We start from the raw sequence: 18,458 nt of genomic DNA on the forward strand, positions 1-18,458 counted from the left end.
TGGAGCGCGAGCTCGGCGCCCTCGGCCAGCAGGTGGAGCGCCTGGAAGCACTGCCGCTGCTCGGCGTGGAAGAGGCCTCCAGCTCGGCCAGTGACGGCTTCGCCGCCATGCTCGGACTCGACGACAGCGAACAACAAAGCCAGGCCGAGGATCGCGGCATCGCCCTCAAGCGCGAGCTTGGCTCACTGCTGCGCCGCTACCCGGGCGAATTGCAGCGCACCCGCGAGCTGGTCGAACAGCGCCAGAGCCTGGCCAAGGCCACCAGTGCGCGGGTCGCCGAAGTGCAGCAGGCGCTGGCCGCACTGGAGCCGCTGGTCAAGGGCGAGTACGGACGCATCCAGGCCGAGGTACGGGTGATCCAGGGCCTGATGATCGGTCTGATCCTGCTCATCGCACTGATCATCGACCGCATCCAGCGCCGCCTGTCACGCGTGCTGGGGCAACTGGTGCCGGCCTTGTCGGCCTGGGCTGGCGGCAACTTCACCAGCGCCATCGGTATCGACTCGCGCATTCGTGAGCTGCGCGACATCGAAGCCTCGCTCAACCACCTGCGGCGCTATTTGGTGGAGCTGGTGGGCACTATCAACGGCCACGCGGGAGAAGTCGCCGGTGCCAGCCGCTCGCTTGCCGAACTCAGCAGCGGCCTGCACGGCAGCGCCCAGCACCAGACCAACGACACCGCGCTGATCCGCGACGCCCTGGGCGAACTGGAAGCGACCATCGGCCAGGTCGCGGCCGACGCCAGCCAGACCGCCGAGGCCAGCCAAGCCGCCGACCTGGCCCTGGGTCAGGGCCAGCGCGTCATCGGCGAAAGCCTGCAAGGCCTGCATGCGCTGGTCGGCGAAGTGCAGAGCAACGCCCAGGCCATCGAGCGCCTGGCCGAGGAAACCACCACCATCGGCAACGTGCTCACGGTGATTCGTGGTATCGCCGAACAGACCAACCTGCTGGCGCTCAACGCCGCCATCGAGGCGGCGCGTGCCGGCGAAGCGGGCCGCGGCTTCGCCGTGGTCGCTGACGAGGTGCGCTCGCTGTCGCAACGCACCGGTCATGCCACCGCCGAGATTCAGGATGTCATCGGCCGCCTGCAGACGGCCGCGCGGCAATCGGTGCACGCCATGCGCGAGCAGGTGGAACATGCCGAAGCCACCGCAGGCAAGGCCGAGGCAGCGGACGGCGCCCTGGACGAGATCGTCACCGCCATCCGTACCATCGCCAGCATGGCGGCCCGCATCGCCGAAGCCACGGCCCAGCAGAGCGAGGCGGTCGGCGAGATTCGCGAGCACGGTGAACGCATCCACCAGTTGGGCGACGACAACCTCGGCCTCATCGCCACCGGGCGCAACGAGAGCGAGCGCCTGCTGCAACTCGGCGGCCAGTTGCACGAGGCAGTGCAGGCATTTCGCGTTTAGCAGGCTCAGGCTGCGACAAGACGGCGCACGTGGGAACTCGTCGCGCACCGGCCTTTCCAAGGCTCCGCCCATCCGCAGCAATCGACAGCCCGGCGCGGCGACGGCGCTGTGGGCGGGAGCTTTCCGGTATCATGCCGCCACCTTTCGCCGAGATAGTCGTCCGATGTCACTGCGCCGTCTGCTGCTTCCGCTGCTACTGCTCTGCCTGAGCCTGCCCGCCGCCGCCAGCTTGCTGGATCAACGCCCGGCGCCTGCGCCTCTGGGCGCGCCGCTGAACAACAGCAGTGACTTCCTGCCCGTGCGCGAGGCCTTCAAGCTGAGCCTGGTGAGCAGCGATGCCAAGAGCGTGACCCTGCGCTTCGTCGCCACCGAAGGCTATTACCTGTACCGCCACCGTCTGAATTTCAAGGTCGAACCGGCGGATCTGCAACTCGGCACGCCCGAGCTGCCACCCGGCAAGCCCAAGCACGACGAGTTCTTCGGCGACACCGAGGTCTACTACGGCGTGCTCGATGTGCGCCTGCCGCTGGACAACCCGGACAACCGTCCACTGCGCCTGCAGGTCGGCTACCAGGGCTGCGCTGACAAGGGCCTGTGCTATCCGCCAGAAACCGAATTCATCGAGATTGGCGATGTACCCGCCGGCACCGCGAATGGAGCTGCTGCGCCGGCGAGCTGGGACTGGAAAGACCTGGCTCTGTTCTTCCTCGCCGGGCTGGGCCTGACCTTTACCCCCTGCGTGCTACCGATGCTGCCGATTCTCTCCGGCGTGGTGCTGCGCGGCCGCCCGAGTAATTCCCGTGGCCTGGTTCTGTCGCTCGCCTACGTATTGCCGATGGCGGCCTGCTATGCGCTGCTTGGCGCGCTGATGGGGCTGTTCGGCGCCGGCCTCAACCTGCAGGCCATGCTGCAGTCGCCCTGGATTCTGGTGCCCTTCGCAGCCTTCTTCAGCCTGTTTGCCCTGGCCATGTTCGGCGTCTTCGAACTGCGCCTGCCGGCATTCATTCGCGAGCGCCTCGACCAGCGCGCCAACAAGACACGCGGCGGCACCATCGCCGGGGCCGCGACCCTCGGCGTGCTCTCCAGCCTGATCGTCTCGCCCTGCATCACGGCGCCGCTGACGGCCCTGCTGCTGTATATCAGCAGCACTGGCGACGCAGTGGGTGGCAGCTTGCAACTGTTCGCGCTGGGCCTGGGCATGGGCACGCCACTGGTGTTGTTCGGCGCGGGCGGCGGTGCGCTGCTGCCAAAATCCGGCCCCTGGCTGGTGACGGTACGCAACGCGTTCGGCGTGATGCTGCTGGGCGTATCGGTCTGGCTGCTCGAGCGCGTGCTGCCAGGCAGCCTGAGCCTGGCGCTGTGGGGCCTGCTGGCCGGCGGCGTGGCAGTGTTCCTCGGCGCCCTGGAGTTCGGGCCGAAGACGCACCGGCAGAAGCTCGGCCAGATCGCCGGCCTGGCCCTGCTGGTCTACGCCCTGGCGGCCTGGGTCGGCGCCCTGCAAGGCGCGACCGATCCGCTCAAACCGCTCGGCCAACTGCAGGCTGGTAACCTCAGTACCAGCAGCGCCAAGAGCGATGCCTGGCAGACGCTCACCAGCCCCGCCGAGCTGGACGCCGCACTGGCCCAGGCCAAGGCGGCGGGTCAGCCGCTGCTGCTGGACTGGTACGCGGACTGGTGCATCAGCTGCAAGGTGATCGAGCGCGAGGTGTTCGGTAATGCCGATGTCGGTAGCAAACTGGCCGGCTGGCGCCTGGTTCGTTTCGATATCACCGAGAGCAACGCCGCCCAACGCGCCCTGCTCGATCGTTACAAATTGTTCGGCCCACCGGCCATTCAGCTGTTCGCCGGCACTGGCGAGGAGCTGCAGGATCTGCGCGTCGTCGGTGAAATCGACGCGCCGGCCTTCGCGGCTCGCCTGGAAAGCGCGAAGGCTTCCCGGTAACGACCGAAACGCCTGCTATAGTCATATTTCTGCCGCAATTGGCGGGCAACGTGCCGGGTATTGCTGACAACAGGCCGCCTGCGGCATAGTCCCGCGCAGCCTGAACAACAAGGAATTCGAGCATGGCCACCCTACTGGTGTTGCACGGCCCCAATCTCAACCTGCTGGGCACCCGCGAGCCCGACAAATACGGCGCCACCACCCTGGTTCAGATCAATCAGGATCTGGAGCAGCGCGCCCGCGATGCAGGCCACCACCTGCTGCATCTGCAGAGCAATGCCGAGTACGAACTGATCGACCGCATTCATGCCGCCAAGGGCGAGGGTGTCGACTTCATCCTGATCAATCCGGCCGCTTTCACACATACCAGCGTCGCATTACGTGACGCGTTGCTGGCGGTGAGCATCCCATTCATCGAAGTGCACCTGTCCAACGTGCACAAGCGTGAACCTTTCCGCCATCACTCCTACTTTTCCGACGTTGCAGTAGGAGTGATCTGCGGCCTGGGCGCCAGCGGTTATCGGCTGGCCCTGGAAGCGGCACTCGAACAACTGGCCGAGCGCGCCTGACGCGACGCTCGGTAGACAAGTCCTACCTCACCTCTGGGAGTTGAACCTTCATGGATATCCGTAAAGTCAAGAAACTGATCGAGCTGCTGGAAGAGTCCGGTATCGACGAGCTGGAGATCAAAGAGGGCGAAGAGTCCGTACGCATCAGCCGTCACAGCAAACAACCGGCCTACGCCCCGCAACCGATGTACGCACCTGCACCGGCTCCGGTAGCCGCGCCTGTCGCCGCTGCCGCTCCGAGCGCTGAAGCCGCCCCGGCTGCCGCACCGAAGCTGAACGGCACCGTCGCTCGCTCGCCGATGGTCGGTACCTTCTACCGCGCTGCTTCGCCGACCTCGGCCAACTTCGTCGAAGTCGGTCAGACCGTGAAGAAAGGCGACATCCTGTGCATCGTCGAAGCCATGAAGATGATGAACCACATCGAAGCCGAAGCCAGCGGCGTGATCGAGTCCATTCTGGTGGAAAACGGCCAGCCGGTTGAGTACGACCAGCCCCTGTTCACCATCGTTTGATGCGCGGGGAGCCTGCAATGCAGAAGCTGGAAAAAGTCCTGATCGCCAACCGTGGCGAAATCGCCCTGCGTATCCTGCGCGCCTGCAAGGAGCTGGGTATCAAGACGGTGGCCGTGCACTCCACCGCCGACCGCGAACTGATGCACCTGGGCCTGGCCGACGAGTCCGTCTGCATTGGTCCGGCACCTGGCGCGCAGTCCTACCTGAACATCCCGGCCATCATCAGCGCCGCTGAGCTGACCGGCGCCACGGGCATCCACCCGGGCTACGGCTTCCTCGCCGAGAACGCCGACTTCGCCGAGCAGGTGGAGAAATCCGGTTTCGCCTTCATCGGCCCGAAAGCTGACACCATCCGCTTGATGGGCGACAAGGTATCGGCCAAGGACGCCATGATCAAAACCGGCGTGCCGGTGGTTCCCGGCTCCGACGGCCCACTGCCGGAAGACGAGGAAGAAGCCCTGCGCATCGCCCGTGAAGTGGGCTACCCGGTGATCATCAAGGCCGCTGGCGGCGGCGGTGGTCGCGGCATGCGCGTGGTGCACAAGGAAGAAGACCTGATCAAGTCGGCCAAGCTGACCCGCACCGAAGCCGGTGCTGCGTTCGGCAACCCGATGGTCTATCTGGAAAAATTCCTCGGCAACCCGCGTCACGTCGAAGTCCAGGTGCTGTCCGACGGACAGGGCAACGCCATTCACCTGTATGACCGCGACTGCTCGCTGCAGCGTCGCCACCAGAAGGTGATCGAAGAAGCCCCAGCCCCGCTGATCGACGAGAAGGCCCGCGCCGAAGTGCTCAAGCGCTGCGTCGATGCCTGCGTCGAGATCGGCTACCGTGGCGCCGGTACCTTCGAGTTCCTCTATGAGGACGGCCGCTTCTACTTCATCGAGATGAACACTCGCGTGCAAGTGGAGCACCCGGTCACCGAGATGGTCACCGGTATCGACATCGTCAAGGAAATGCTCAGCATCGCCGCTGGCAACAAGCTGTCCATCAAGCAGGAAGACGTGAAGATCCTCGGCCACGCCATCGAGTGCCGAATCAACGCCGAAGACCCGGACAACTTCATGCCCAGCCCCGGCAAGGTCAAGCACTTCCACGCTCCAGGCGGCAACGGCGTACGCGTCGACTCGCACCTGTACAGCGGTTACAGCGTTCCGCCGCACTACGACTCGCTGATCGGCAAGCTGATCACCTACGGTCGTGACCGCGACGAAGCGATGGCGCGCATGCGCAATGCCCTGGACGAGATCGTCGTCGACGGCATCAAGACCAACGTACCGCTGCACCGCGATCTGACCCGCGACAAGGGCTTCCTCAAAGGTGGTGTGAACATTCACTACCTGGAGAAGAAGCTGGGTATGGACAAGCACTGAGTCCTGACTCGCTGTCATGACAGGGGCTGCCTTCGGGCGGCCCCTTGTCGTTTCGGCACCGAACTGGCAAGCCGCCTTGCCCTTCAAGTAAGCTGCGCGGCCAAACGCGCGCCCTTCACGAGGTTTCCCATGCCCTGGTTACAAGTTCGTCTCGCCATCACGCCTGAGCAGGCGGAAACCTACGAAGACGCCCTGCTCAGCATCGGCGCGGTGTCGGTGACCTTCATGGATGCCGAAGACCAGCCGATCTTCGAGCCGGATCTGGGCACCACCCCGCTGTGGTCGAACACCCACCTGCTGGCGCTGTTCGAAGCCGATACCGACGAAGCGGCACTGATCGCCCACCTGACCCTGCTGTGCGGCGGCAGCCTGCCCGAGCACCAGATCGAGCACATCGAAGATCAGGACTGGGAACGCAGCTGGATGGACAACTTCCAGCCGATGCGTTTCGGCCAGCGCCTTTGGATCGTGCCGAGCTGGCACGCCGCACCGCAGCCGGAAGCGGTCAACCTGCTGCTCGATCCAGGCCTGGCCTTCGGCACCGGCACCCACCCGACCACCGCCCTGTGCCTAGAGTGGCTCGACGGCCAGCCGCTGGAAGGCTGCGACCTGATCGACTTCGGCTGCGGCTCGGGCATTCTCGCCATCGCCGCCCTGCTGCTCGGCGCGCCCAAAGCCGTCGGCACCGACATCGACCCGCAAGCCCTGGAAGCCTCGCGCGACAATGCCTCGCGCAACGGCATCGACCCGGCGCGCTTCCCGGTCTACCTGCCTGCGGACATGCCGCAGCAGCCTGCGGACGTGGTGGTTGCCAACATCCTCGCCGGCCCGCTGGTTTCTCTGGCACCTCAGATCAGCGCGCTGGTCAAAGCCGGTGGACGCCTGGCGCTCTCCGGCATCCTGGCCGAGCAGGCAGAAGAAGTACGCGCCGCCTACGCAGACGCCTTCGTCCTCGACCCGACCGCCGAGAAGGATGGCTGGGTGCGCATCAGCGGCGTCAAGCGCTGATGCGGCAGGCTGCAGGCGAACCGGGATAGCATTCGGCCGCGCTGGCATCTGCCTGCAGCCTGTGGCTTGCAGCCTGAAGCCGCTCCTTTAGACTAAGCGCCTCGATCAATCGGACTCCTGCATGAGCGAAAGCCACGTCACCCAGTGCCCCCATTGCCGCACCAGCTTCCGCGTCAGCCAGGCGCAGCTGGCCGCTGCCCATGGCGCCGTGCGCTGCGGGGCCTGCCTGCACGTGTTCAACGCCGCCGAACAATTGTTCGGGGCGGCAGCGCGAGTCCCCAAGCCCGCAGCCCCGGCCGCCAGCGTAACGCCGCCAGCGGCGGCCGCTCCTAAAGCAGCCAAAGCGACCGACGACACCCTGTGGATCCACGACGATCTGGATCTGGATGGGCTCGACCTCGATGAAGAACTGGCCAAGCTGGAAGAGCAGGAACAACAGCTGTCGAAACAGTTCCTCGCCCTGGAGCCTTCACCGCGCCCCAGCGAAGGCTTCAAGCCGGCCGACGAACCCCGCCAGGTTGCGCACGACGAGGCCTGGGCCGAAGCCCTGCTACGCGAAGAGGCGAATGCCGAGCACCAACGCAAGGCACATGCACGCGCGCAGGAACCAGACGAGCCCATAGTCCCGGCCTTCCGCCCCGCACCGCCAGCACCGCCAGCACCGCCTGCGCCCGTGAGCCAGGCCCCAGCCGACAGCATCGACGAGGAACCGCACGAACCTCGCCTGGGCCGCCTCGACATCGAGACCGATGACTCTGCTGACGAATCGCCCGCAGAGCCGGAGCCGGCCGTAACCGAGCAAGCGCAACGGCCGCAACGCAGCGAACCCAATCTGGGGCGCGAACGCCTGTTCGAACTGGATGACGAACCGCTGCAACTGGATTGGCAGCCGCGCCAGGGCATCGCCTGGGGCCGCGTATTCGGCTGGGGCCTGCTCAATCTCGTTGCGCTGGCGGGCCTGCTGGGTCAGTACGCCGCCTACAACTTCGACGAGCTGGCACGCCAGGATCGTTACCGCCCCTGGTTCGAACAGCTGTGCCCGAACATCGGCTGCAGCCTGCCGTCGAAGGTGGACATCAGCCAGATCCGCAGCAGCAACCTGGTGGTGCGCAGCCACCCCGAGTTTTCCGGCGCCCTGGTGGTAGACGCCATCCTCTACAACCGCGCGCCCTTCGCCCAGCCGTTCCCGCTGCTGGAAATGCGCTTTGCCGACATGGGCGGGCAACTGGTGGCCAGTCGCCGCTTCAAACCCAGTGAATACCTTGCTGGCGAGCTGGCCGGGCAGAGCGAAATGCCCCCGCAAACCCCTATCCATATCTCGCTGGACATCCTCGACCCGGGCCCACGCGCGGTGAACTACAGCCTCAGCTTTCACTCCCCGGAATAGCCGCAAGCCCGCGTCCAGCCTGAGTTTGCGCCTTGCGACCTAACCTCCGGCAATAAGCCGGAGGCTGTTCAGAATTTGTTCAAAACGGCCTTTATCCGGTCATCCAGAGCGGGTATCATGCCCACCCTTTCGCGAGCACCCGCCCACCATCGTCTTCCCGCCGAAGACAGTGGAGGCAAGGTGTTGATCGCCATTCGACTCAACCCAGCAGGGATGCCCCATGTCGGCCCCACGCATTGGCCCATACACATTGCCCAATCGGTTGATTCTGGCCCCCATGGCCGGTGTCACCGATCGCCCGTTCCGCCAACTGTGCCGCCGCCTCGGCGCCGGCCTGGTGGTGTCGGAGATGGTCACCAGCGATGTGCGCCTGTGGAATAGCCGCAAGTCCAGCCTGCGCCTGCTGCACGCCGGTGACCCCGAGCCACGCTCGGTACAGATCGCCGGCGGTGACCCGCAGATGATGGCCGACGCCGCCCGCAAGAACGTCGAGCTGGGCGCGCAGATCATCGATATCAACATGGGCTGTCCAGCGAAGAAGGTCTGCAACAAGGCCGCCGGCTCCGCCCTGCTGCGCGACGAGCCGCTGGTACGCGAGATCCTCGCCGCGGTGATCGGCGCGGTCGACGTCCCGGTCACCCTGAAGATCCGTACCGGCTGGGACAGACAGAACAAGAACGGCATTACCGTGGCGAAAATCGCCGAAGATGCCGGCATCACTGCACTTTCTGTACACGGACGCACCCGCGCTGACCTGTACACCGGCGAAGCCGAGTACGACACCATCGCCGCCATCAAGCAGGCGATCAGCATTCCAGTGTTCGCCAATGGCGACATCGACTCCCCACAAAAAGCCAAAGCCGTGCTCGACGCCACTGGCGCCGACGCGCTGCTGATCGGCCGTGCCGCCCAGGGGCGGCCGTGGATCTTCCGCGAGATCGATCACTACCTGCGCACCGGTGAGCTGTTGCCGCCGCCGGCACTGATCGAGGTGGAACGCATTCTGCTAGAGCATCTGGCCGCACTGCACGCCTTCTATGGCGACGTGATGGGCGTACGCATTGCCCGCAAGCATGTCGGTTGGTATCTGGCAACCCTGCCGGGCGCCAGGGAGTTTCGCGCCCAATTCAATCGTCTGGACAGCACGGACGCACAATGCGCCCAGGTTCGCGCGTTTTTCCGCGAACGGCACGAAGAAGGGAACGAGGTGGCCGCATGACGTTGATGACTGAGACCTTAGTGAGTGGAATTGCACCCGTGAGTGACAACACCAGCCTTAAACAGCACCTGAACACGCCGAGCGAAGAGGGTCAGACCCTGCGCGGCGCCGTGGAAAAGGCGCTGCACAACTACTTCGCCCATCTCGAGGGCGCGGACGTCACCGACGTCTACAACCTGGTGCTCACCGAAGTCGAGGCGCCGCTGCTGGAAACCGTCATGAACCACGTGAAAGGTAACCAGACCAAGGCCTCCGAACTGCTCGGCCTGAACCGCGGTACGCTGCGCAAGAAGCTCAAGCAGTACGACCTGCTGTAACCCAGAACTCCCGAAAAGGGCGGCCCGCATGAGCCGCCTTTTTTGCTGATATCCCCGCTCTGATGGATAGTGAAATGACCGACCAGACCACCCTTCTGCCCGTCCGCCGCGCGCTGATCAGCGTTTCCGACAAAACCGGTGTCCTCGAGTTCGCGCGCGAACTGGTCGCCCTCGGTGTCGAGATCCTCTCCACCGGCGGCACCTACAAGCTGCTCAAGGACAACGGCGTGGCCGCAGTGGAAGTCGCTGACTACACCGGCTTCCCGGAGATGATGGACGGCCGCGTGAAGACCCTGCACCCGAAGATCCACGGCGGCATCCTCGGCCGTCGCGCCCTGGACGGCGCGGTGATGGACGAGCACGGCATCAAGCCGATCGACCTGGTGGCGGTCAACCTCTACCCCTTCGAAGCCACCGTAGCCAAGCCTGATTGCGACCTGGCCGATGCCATCGAGAACATCGACATCGGCGGCCCGACCATGGTGCGTTCGGCAGCGAAGAACCACAAAGACGTGGCCATCGTGGTCAACACCGGTGACTACGCCGGCATCATCGAATCTCTGAAAGCCGGCGGCCTGACCTACGCCCAGCGCTTCGACCTGGCACTCAAGGCCTTCGAGCACACCGCTGCCTACGACGGCATGATCGCCAACTACCTGGGCACCATCGACCAGGCGGCGGACACCCTCTCCACCGAAAGCCGCGGCGCCTTCCCGCGTACCTTCAACAGCCAGTTCATCAAGGCGCAGGAAATGCGCTACGGCGAGAACCCGCACCAGAGCGCGGCCTTCTACGTCGAGGCGAAGAAGGGCGAAGCCAGCGTCTCCACCGCCGTGCAACTGCAAGGCAAGGAACTGTCGTTCAACAACGTGGCTGATACCGACGCCGCGCTGGAGTGCGTGAAGAGCTTCGTCAAGCCGGCCTGCGTCATCGTCAAGCACGCCAACCCGTGCGGCGTGGCCGTGGTACCGGAAGACGAAGGCGGCATCCGCAAGGCCTACGACCTGGCCTACGCCACCGACACCGAATCCGCCTTCGGCGGCATCATCGCCTTCAACCGCGAGCTGGACGGTGAAACCGCCCAGGCCATCGTCGAGCGCCAGTTCGTCGAAGTGATCATCGCCCCGAAAATCAGCGCTGCTGCCCGTGAAGTGGTGGCTGCCAAGGCCAACGTACGCCTGCTCGAATGCGGCGAGTGGCCGGCCGAGCGCGCTGCGGGCTGGGACTTCAAGCGCGTCAATGGTGGTCTGCTGGTGCAGAGCCGCGATATCGGCATGATCAAGGCAGAAGACCTGAAGATCGTCACCCAGCGCGCACCGAGCGAGCAGGAAATCCACGACCTGATCTTCGCCTGGAAAGTGGCCAAGTTCGTCAAATCCAACGCCATCGTCTACGCCAAGAACCGCCAGACCGTCGGCGTCGGCGCCGGCCAGATGAGCCGCGTCAACTCCGCGCGCATCGCCGCGATCAAGGCCGAGCACGCCGGCCTGCCGGTACCGGGCGCGGTCATGGCCTCGGATGCCTTCTTCCCCTTCCGCGACGGCATCGACAACGCCGCCAAGGCCGGCATCACCGCGGTGATCCAGCCGGGTGGTTCGATGCGTGACAACGAGGTGATCGCCGCTGCCGACGAGGCTGGAATCGCGATGGTATTCACCGGCATGCGTCACTTCCGTCACTGATTGGCTGGTGGATGGCTTCGGCCATCCACCCACGCTCGGCATTGCTGGCAACGTAGCCCGGATGCAATCCGGGAACGCCCTCATTCGAAAGCCCCGGATTGCATTCGGGCTACGCTCAGGAGAACCCCATGAACGTACTGATCATCGGCAGCGGCGGCCGCGAGCACGCCCTGGCCTGGAAAGTGGCGCAGGACCCGCGCGTCGAAAAAGTCTTCGTCGCCCCGGGCAACGCCGGCACCGCCGTCGAAGCCAAGTGCGAGAACGTCGCCATCGACGTGTTGGCCATCGAACAGCTTGCTGATTTCGCCGAGCAGAACGTGCAGCTGACCATCGTCGGCCCGGAAGCGCCGCTGGTCAAAGGTGTGGTCGACCTGTTCCGCAAGCGCGGCCTGGACATCTTTGGCCCCACGGCCGCCGCCGCTCAGCTGGAAGGCTCCAAGGCCTTCACCAAGGATTTCCTCGCTCGGCACAAGATCCCCACCGCCGACTACCAGAACTTCACCGAGGTCGAGCCGGCCCTGGCCTACCTGCGCGAAAAAGGCGCACCGATCGTCATCAAGGCCGACGGCCTGGCGGCGGGCAAGGGCGTGATCGTCGCCATGACCCTGGCCGAAGCCGAGGACGCCGTGCGCGACATGCTCTCCGGCAACGCCTTCGGTGACGCCGGCGCCCGCGTGGTGATCGAAGAGTTTCTCGACGGCGAGGAAGCCAGCTTTATCGTCATGGTCGACGGCCACAACGTGCTGCCGATGGCCACCAGCCAGGATCACAAGCGTGTTGGCGATGCCGACAGCGGCCCGAACACCGGCGGCATGGGCGCCTACTCGCCGGCTCCGGTGGTCACCGCCGAGGTGCACAAGCGCGTGATGGACGAGGTGATCTACCCGACCGTGCGCGGCATGGCCAGCGAAGGCAACGTCTACACCGGCTTCCTCTATGCCGGCCTGATGATCGACAAGGCCGGCGCGCCGAAGGTAATCGAGTTCAACTGCCGCTTCGGCGACCCGGAAACCCAGCCGATCATGTGCCGCCTGGAAAGCTCCCTGGTGCTGCTGGTCGAGGCCGCGCTGGCCAAGGCGCTGGACAAGGTCGAAGCGACCTGGGATCCGCGTCCGACCGTGGGCGTGGTGCTGGCCGCTGGTGGCTACCCGGGCGACTACGCCAAGGGTGACGTGATCGAAGGCCTGGATGACGCCGCCAAGCTCGACGGCAAGGTGTTCCACGCCGGAACCGCGCTGAAAGACGGCCAGATCGTCACCGCCGGTGGCCGCGTGCTGTGCGCCACCGCCATCGGCGCCAGCGTGGCCGACGCCCAACAGCAGGCCTACCGCCTGGCCGAGAAGATTCGCTGGAACGGCATGTTCCACCGTAACGATATTGGCTACCGCGCCATCGCCCGCGAACGCGGCGAAAGCTGATCCTTTCAGTCGAAGATGCGACGCAGGCCGACGGCAGGTCTACAAATGCCTGCCTGCGTCGTATTCCCCCTGGCAGATGCTTGGCTATAATCCGGCCACTCGTTTAGAAGGGAATTGCCCGTGTACCGGCTCAGGACTGCCATAGGACTCCTCGTCAGCTTGCTGCTGCTCGCCCTGCCTCTCGCGGCCAAGGCGGTAGGCACGCCAGCAGGTGGACAGAATTGGTCCTACCTGGTCGATGAAAGTGCACGCCTGAGCCTGGAAGAGGTTCGCGCCCAGCGCCAGCAATTCAAACCCCTCGCCAAACAGTCCTTCACCTTCCCTCCCAGCGAACACGCCGTCTGGCTGCGCGTTGAGCTACCGCCGCAGAGCGAACCGACCTGGCTGTGGATCTTTTCGCCACGGGTGCAGTACCTCGACTACTACCTGCTGCGCGACGGCCAACTGGAGCAGAGCCTGCACACCGGCGAAGCCATGCCGCTGGACTCGCGTCCGCTGCCCTCGCGCTTCTACCTGATGCCCCTGCCCAATGACCAACAGACGCGCATCGCCTACGTACGCCTGACCTCCAACCACCCGCTGATGACCTGGTTCAAGATCATGGATCAGGCCGAACTGGTGGGGCTGGAGAAACCCGCTTATCTCTACGGCGTGCTGTTCGGCGCGCTGCTGCTGCTGACCCTGTACAACCTGGTGCGCTTCTTCTACAGCCGCAGCGCCAGTGGCCTGTGGCTGGCCAGCGTCAACTTCAACCTGAGCATCTGCTCGGCGGCCAACCTCGGCGTATTCGCCCAGTGGCTGCCGCAACTGGGCTACAACCAGTCACTGATCGCCGATCTCTCGGCCCTCGCCGCCGCCTTCAGCGTGCAGGCCTTCGGCCTGGCCTTCGTCCGCGGCTCACAGGTACAGCGCAGCTCGCTCAATCGCCTGCTGCAAGTCAACGCCCTGCTGATCCTGATCTATGGGCTGATCATCGCCCTCACCGGGCTGCTCTGGTTCAGCTCGCTGGTCTATGCGCTGGTGGCGCTGAGCACCATCAACCTGTTGCTGGTCAGCACCCTGCACTGGCGCGCCGGCTACCAGCCGATGCGCCTGGTGATGGTCGGCACGCTGGTGTTCAACATGGGCTTCGGCCTGTTCGTGCCAGTGCTGTTCGGCCTCGATCAGCTCAACCCCGGCTGGTTGGTGCTTGGTGTGTTCAGCGTCGCGACCCTGGCCGGCCTGATCCTCAGCGTGTCGCTGACCGAGCGTCAGCGCCAGATCAACTACGACACCCTCGACAGCCGCACCGCGCTGGCCGCCAGCAGCGCCGAGCTGCGCGCCAAGGCCGAGTTCCTGGCCAAGATCAGCCACGAGATCCGCACGCCGATGAACGGCGTACTGGGCATGACCGAGCTGCTGCTGGGCACGCCGCTGTCGGCCAAGCAGCGCGACTACGTGCAGACCATCCACAGCTCGGGTAATGAGCTGCTCACCCTGATCAACGAAATTCTCGACATCTCCAAGCTAGAGTCCGGGCAGATCGAGCTGGACGACGTGCAGTTCGACCTCAACGCGCTGATCGAGGATTGCCTCGACATCTTCCGCGCCAAGGCCGAGCAACAGAAGGTCGAGCTGATCAGCTTCATCCAGCCACAGGTGCCACGGGTGATCAGTGGTGATCCGACGCGCCTGCGCCAGGCCCTGCTGAGCCTGCTGGACAACGCCTTCAAGCAGACCGACGAAGGCGAGATCCTGCTGGTCGCCGCGCTGGACAGCAGCAACGGCCAACATCGCCTGCGCATCGCCGTGCAGGACAGTGGCCGCCCCCTGCAGGCCGAAGAACGCGACGCCCTGCTCAACGCCGAACTGCAGAGCCGCGACTTCCTCTCGGCCACCCGCCTGGGCGGCCGCCTCGGTCTGATCATCGCGCGCCAACTGGTGCGCCTGATGGGCGGCGAGTTCGGCATTCAGGGCAGTGGCAACCAGGGCACCACGCTGTGGCTGGCACTGCCGCTCGATGCCGCGCGCCTGGAACAGCCGGAAACCGACCTCGACAGCCCACTGCAGGGCGCTCGCCTACTGGTGGTGGACGACAACGACACCTGCCGCAAGGTGCTGGTGCAGCAGTGCAACGCCTGGGGCCTGCAGGTCAGCGCCGTGCCGTCCGGCAAGGAAGCCCTGGCCCTGCTGCGCACCAAGGCGCACATGCGCGAATACTTCGATGCGGTGCTGCTCGACCAGGACATGCCCGGCATGACCGGCATGCAACTGGCCGCGCGAATCAAGGAAGACCCGAGCCTCAACCACGACATCCTGGTCATCATGCTCACCGGCATCAGCAACGCGCCAAGCAAGGTGATCGCGCGCAATGCCGGGATCAAGCGCATCCTGGCCAAGCCGGTGGCCGGCTACACGCTCAAGACCACCCTGGCCGACGAACTGGCGCAGCGCCCCAACGACACACCCGCCCAGGCCGCACCGACACCGGTCAGCACACCGCTCAACGTGCCGACGGACTTCCGCATTCTGGTGGCCGAGGACAACACCATCTCCACCAAGGTCATCCGCGGCATGCTCGGCAAGCTCAACCTCAAGCCGGACACTGCCAGCAATGGCGAGGAAGCCCTCAGCGCGATGAAAGCCCAGCACTACGATCTGGTGCTGATGGACTGTGAAATGCCGGTGCTCGACGGTTTCTCCGCCACCGAGCAACTGCGCGCCTGGGAAAGCGCCGAGCGTCGGCCGCGCACCCCGGTGGTCGCACTGACTGCGCATATCCTCGACGAACACAAGGAGCGCGCGCGCGCCGTGGGCATGGATGGCCACATGTCCAAACCGGTGGAGCTGTCGCAACTGCGCGAGCTGCTCGAACACTGGATCGCCGAACGCGAATTGCAGCGCCAGCGCGAGCCGTCGTAGTGTCTATGAACCCCGCCGCCTGATTATCGATGGCGGGTTGCGCCCGCCCTACTCCGTTGCACCACTCTCACTGCTCCCTGCACACGAGCCCTCGATGTCCGAACTGTTCACGCTCTACCTGAAACTGCTGGTGCTCTACAGCCCCTTCTTCGTCCTGTCCTGCTTCATCGGCCTGAGCCGCGGCTATACGCTCAAGGAACGCAAGCGCCTGGCCTGGAAAGTGGCCGCCGGGGTGCTGGTGGCGAGCGTGCTGCTGTACCTGTTCGGCAAATACATCTTCACCCTGTTCGGCATCACCATCGACGCCTTCCGCATCGGCGCCGGCAGCGTGCTGTTCATCTCCGCCCTCGGCATGGCGCAGGGCAAGTCGGCGGTGCAGAGCGACAACGTGCAGCAGGACGTGACCATCGTGCCGCTGACCATTCCTATCACCGTCGGCCCCGGCACCATCGGTGCGCTGCTGCTGATGGGCGCCGGTCATCCGAACTGGGACGACAAGCTGGTAGCCGTGGCGGCTATCTTCCTCGCCAGCCTCACCGTCGGCGTGGTGCTGTACCTGTCCAACCAGTTCGAACGCCTGCTCGGTGATCAGGGCCTGCAGATCGTCAGCCGCCTGATGGGCCTGTTCGTCTGCGCCCTGGCCGCGCAGATCATCTTCACCGGGGTGAAGAACTACCTGGTGCCTTGAGGCGACAGGTTCATATCGCACTCGCTCGCCGGGTGCGCGGCGTTTACCGACAACCGCCCAGGCTCTGCACCATTGGCTTGCAGGTGAGCCCCAGCTCGGTGCGCCAGCGCTCGCCAGCCCCCCTGCCGCCGCGCTGCAACCCCTGACAATACTGGCTTGCGCCGACCTGGCACCGTCATTGCTCTGCTGATCCCAACTTGGATACAAGATGGGATCTCAGCACATGCTCACTGCACCTCACGCCTTCACCCTCGCCCAATGGCAACAGGCCTACTGCGAGGGCCAATCCCCGGCCGAGCTGATTGACGCCCTGCGTGCCGAACTCGACGCCGCCGATAACGCCTGGATCGCCCTGGCCAGCGAAACGCAGCTCGCCACGCAATTCGCCGAGCTGGCCGCTGCGCTGCAAGCGGCTGGCGGCGACAGCAGCAAGCTGCCGCTGTACGGCGTGCCCTTCGCCATCAAGGACAATATCGACGCCGCCGGCTGGCCGACCACCGCCGCCTGTCCCGAGTTCGCCTACAGCGCCGAAGCCGACGCCACCGTGGTCGCACGCCTGCGTGCAGCCGGAGCGATCCTGATCGGCAAGACCAACCTCGACCAGTTCGCCACCGGTCTGGTCGGCACGCGCTCGCCTTATGGCGCGGTCAGCAACAGCTTCGACCCGGCCTACGTCAGCGGCGGCTCCAGCTCTGGCTCGGCCAGCGTGGTCGCCCGTGGCCTGGTGCCCTTCGCCCTGGGCACCGACACCGCCGGTTCGGGCCGCGTGCCGGCCGGCTTCAACAATATCGTCGGACTGAAGCCGACCAAGGGCTGGCTGCCCAACACCGGCCTGGTGCCGGCCTGCCGCACCGTCGACTGCATTTCGGTATTCGCCCTGACAGTCGGCGATGCGCTGGCCGTAGCCACTATCGCTGGCGGCTATGACGCCGCCGATGCCTACAGCCGGCAGAACCCGCACAGCGCCAAGGTCGGCATGCCGGCCCAGCCGCGTCTGGCCGTGCCGAGCAATCCCGAGTTCTTCGGCGACAACCAGAACCAGGCCGTCTACGAGGCCGCGCTAGGCAAACTGCGCGAACTGGGCGCCGAGCTGGTGGAGATCGATTTCGCCCCCTTCCGCCAACTGGCCGAGCAGCTCTACTACGGCTCCTGGGTCGCCGAGCGCACCGTCGCGGTGGAAGGCGTGAACCCCGAGCACATCAACCCGGTGGTGCGCGGCATCGTCGAAAACGGCCACAAGTACAGCGCCTGCGACGCCTACAAGGCGGAATACACCCGCGCCGAACTGAGCCGCGTGATCAACGAGGCGCTGGTCGGCTTCGATGCCCTGGTCGTGCCGACCTCGCCGACCATTCGCACCCTGGCCGAGATGCAAGCGGAACCCGTGCTGTTCAACAGCCAGTTCGGCACCTACACCAACTTCACCAACCTCGCCGATCTGTCTGCCCTGGCCGTGCCGGCGGGCTTTCGCGAGGACGGCCTGCCGGCCGGCATCACCCTGATCGCCCCGGCCTGGCATGACCAGGCGCTGGCCGCCTTCGGCCAACGCTGGCAGCAAGCACTGGCCCTGCCGCTGGGCGCCACCGGCAAGCCGCTTCCAGCTCAAGAACAAAGCAGCCAGCCGGCACCGGGCAGCATTCGCGTGGCCGTGGTTGGCGCGCACCTGACCGGCATGCCGCTGAACTTCCAGCTCACCACGCGCGATGCCGTGCTAGTGGAGCAGACCACCAGCGCCGCGCATTACCGCCTGTATGCCCTGCCCGGCACCGTACCGCCCAAGCCGGGCCTGGCACGGGTCGCCGAGGACGGCGCCGAGATCATCGTCGAACTGTGGGACGTGCCGCAGGCGCGCTTCGGCGAGTTCGTCGCGGAGATCCCACCACCACTGGGCATCGGCAACCTGGAGCTGGCTGACGGCCGCTGGGTCAAGGGTTTCATCTGCGAGCCCTATGCGCTGCATGGCGCACGCGACATCACCAGCTTCGGTGGCTGGCGCGCCTTCATCGCCAGCACCAAGGCCTGAGGCCGCT

At 65.4% G+C, this 18,458-nt stretch carries 14 protein-coding genes; all 14 read left to right on the top strand.

Going from position 1 to position 18,458, the window contains the following annotated elements:
* Window positions 1-368: 368 nt before the first annotated feature.
* The 14 genes from VC352_RS25425 to atzF all read left to right on the top strand — a co-directional run bounded on the left by VC352_RS25425 (window position 369) and on the right by atzF (window position 18,451).
* On the top strand, window positions 369-1,412 hold the full coding sequence (locus VC352_RS25425; protein WP_416340157.1) for a methyl-accepting chemotaxis protein: 1,044 nt from the start codon (window positions 369-371) through the stop codon (window positions 1,410-1,412).
* Window positions 1,413-1,575: 163 nt separating this feature from the next.
* Window positions 1,576-3,354 carry a protein-disulfide reductase DsbD gene (locus tag VC352_RS11435; protein WP_322979683.1) on the top strand — a complete coding sequence of 593 codons (1,779 nt, stop codon included), beginning with the start codon at window positions 1,576-1,578 and terminating at the stop codon, window positions 3,352-3,354.
* A 122-nt stretch (window positions 3,355-3,476) separates the two neighbouring features.
* A complete protein-coding gene (gene aroQ / locus VC352_RS11440) occupies window positions 3,477-3,923 on the top strand; it encodes a type II 3-dehydroquinate dehydratase (protein ID WP_322979684.1) in 447 nt (148 codons plus the stop codon).
* A gap of 50 nt (window positions 3,924-3,973) precedes the next feature.
* Complete coding sequence (accB, locus tag VC352_RS11445) at window positions 3,974-4,435, top strand: acetyl-CoA carboxylase biotin carboxyl carrier protein (protein ID WP_296234160.1); 462 nt, start codon at window positions 3,974-3,976, stop codon at window positions 4,433-4,435.
* Window positions 4,436-4,452: 17 nt separating this feature from the next.
* A complete protein-coding gene (accC, locus tag VC352_RS11450; RefSeq protein WP_322979685.1) occupies window positions 4,453-5,808 on the top strand; it encodes an acetyl-CoA carboxylase biotin carboxylase subunit in 1,356 nt (451 codons plus the stop codon).
* A 129-nt stretch (window positions 5,809-5,937) separates the two neighbouring features.
* Window positions 5,938-6,816, top strand: a complete 879-nt coding sequence (prmA, locus tag VC352_RS11455; protein ID WP_322979686.1) for a 50S ribosomal protein L11 methyltransferase — start codon at window positions 5,938-5,940, stop codon at window positions 6,814-6,816.
* Between the two features lie 121 nt (window positions 6,817-6,937).
* On the top strand, window positions 6,938-8,203 hold the full coding sequence (locus VC352_RS11460) for a DUF3426 domain-containing protein (protein ID WP_322979687.1): 1,266 nt from the start codon (window positions 6,938-6,940) through the stop codon (window positions 8,201-8,203).
* Window positions 8,204-8,423: 220 nt separating this feature from the next.
* A complete protein-coding gene (dusB, locus tag VC352_RS11465) occupies window positions 8,424-9,422 on the top strand; it encodes a tRNA dihydrouridine synthase DusB (protein WP_322979688.1) in 999 nt (332 codons plus the stop codon).
* Complete coding sequence (gene fis, locus VC352_RS11470; protein ID WP_003242613.1) at window positions 9,419-9,739, top strand: DNA-binding transcriptional regulator Fis; 321 nt, start codon at window positions 9,419-9,421, stop codon at window positions 9,737-9,739. Before dusB ends, fis begins: the two co-directional genes overlap by 4 nt.
* A gap of 74 nt (window positions 9,740-9,813) precedes the next feature.
* Window positions 9,814-11,421 (top strand): bifunctional phosphoribosylaminoimidazolecarboxamide formyltransferase/IMP cyclohydrolase, encoded by a 1,608-nt coding sequence (gene purH, locus VC352_RS11475; protein WP_322979689.1) that lies wholly within the window; start codon window positions 9,814-9,816, stop codon window positions 11,419-11,421.
* A 128-nt stretch (window positions 11,422-11,549) separates the two neighbouring features.
* The gene (gene purD / locus VC352_RS11480; RefSeq protein WP_322979690.1) at window positions 11,550-12,839 is read left to right on the top strand and encodes a phosphoribosylamine--glycine ligase; all 1,290 of its coding nucleotides are present in this window, start codon (window positions 11,550-11,552) and stop codon (window positions 12,837-12,839) included.
* A 120-nt stretch (window positions 12,840-12,959) separates the two neighbouring features.
* Window positions 12,960-15,740: a hybrid sensor histidine kinase/response regulator gene (locus VC352_RS11485; RefSeq protein WP_322979691.1), complete on the top strand. Its 2,781-nt coding sequence runs from the start codon at window positions 12,960-12,962 to the stop codon at window positions 15,738-15,740.
* A gap of 94 nt (window positions 15,741-15,834) precedes the next feature.
* A complete protein-coding gene (locus VC352_RS11490) occupies window positions 15,835-16,428 on the top strand; it encodes a MarC family protein (protein ID WP_322979692.1) in 594 nt (197 codons plus the stop codon).
* Between the two features lie 223 nt (window positions 16,429-16,651).
* The gene (gene atzF / locus VC352_RS11495) at window positions 16,652-18,451 is read left to right on the top strand and encodes an allophanate hydrolase (RefSeq protein ID WP_322979693.1); all 1,800 of its coding nucleotides are present in this window, start codon (window positions 16,652-16,654) and stop codon (window positions 18,449-18,451) included.
* Window positions 18,452-18,458 lie beyond the last annotated feature (7 nt).

This window comes from Pseudomonas sp. C11, assembly GCF_034683865.1.
GTDB lineage: Bacteria > Pseudomonadota > Gammaproteobacteria > Pseudomonadales > Pseudomonadaceae > Aquipseudomonas.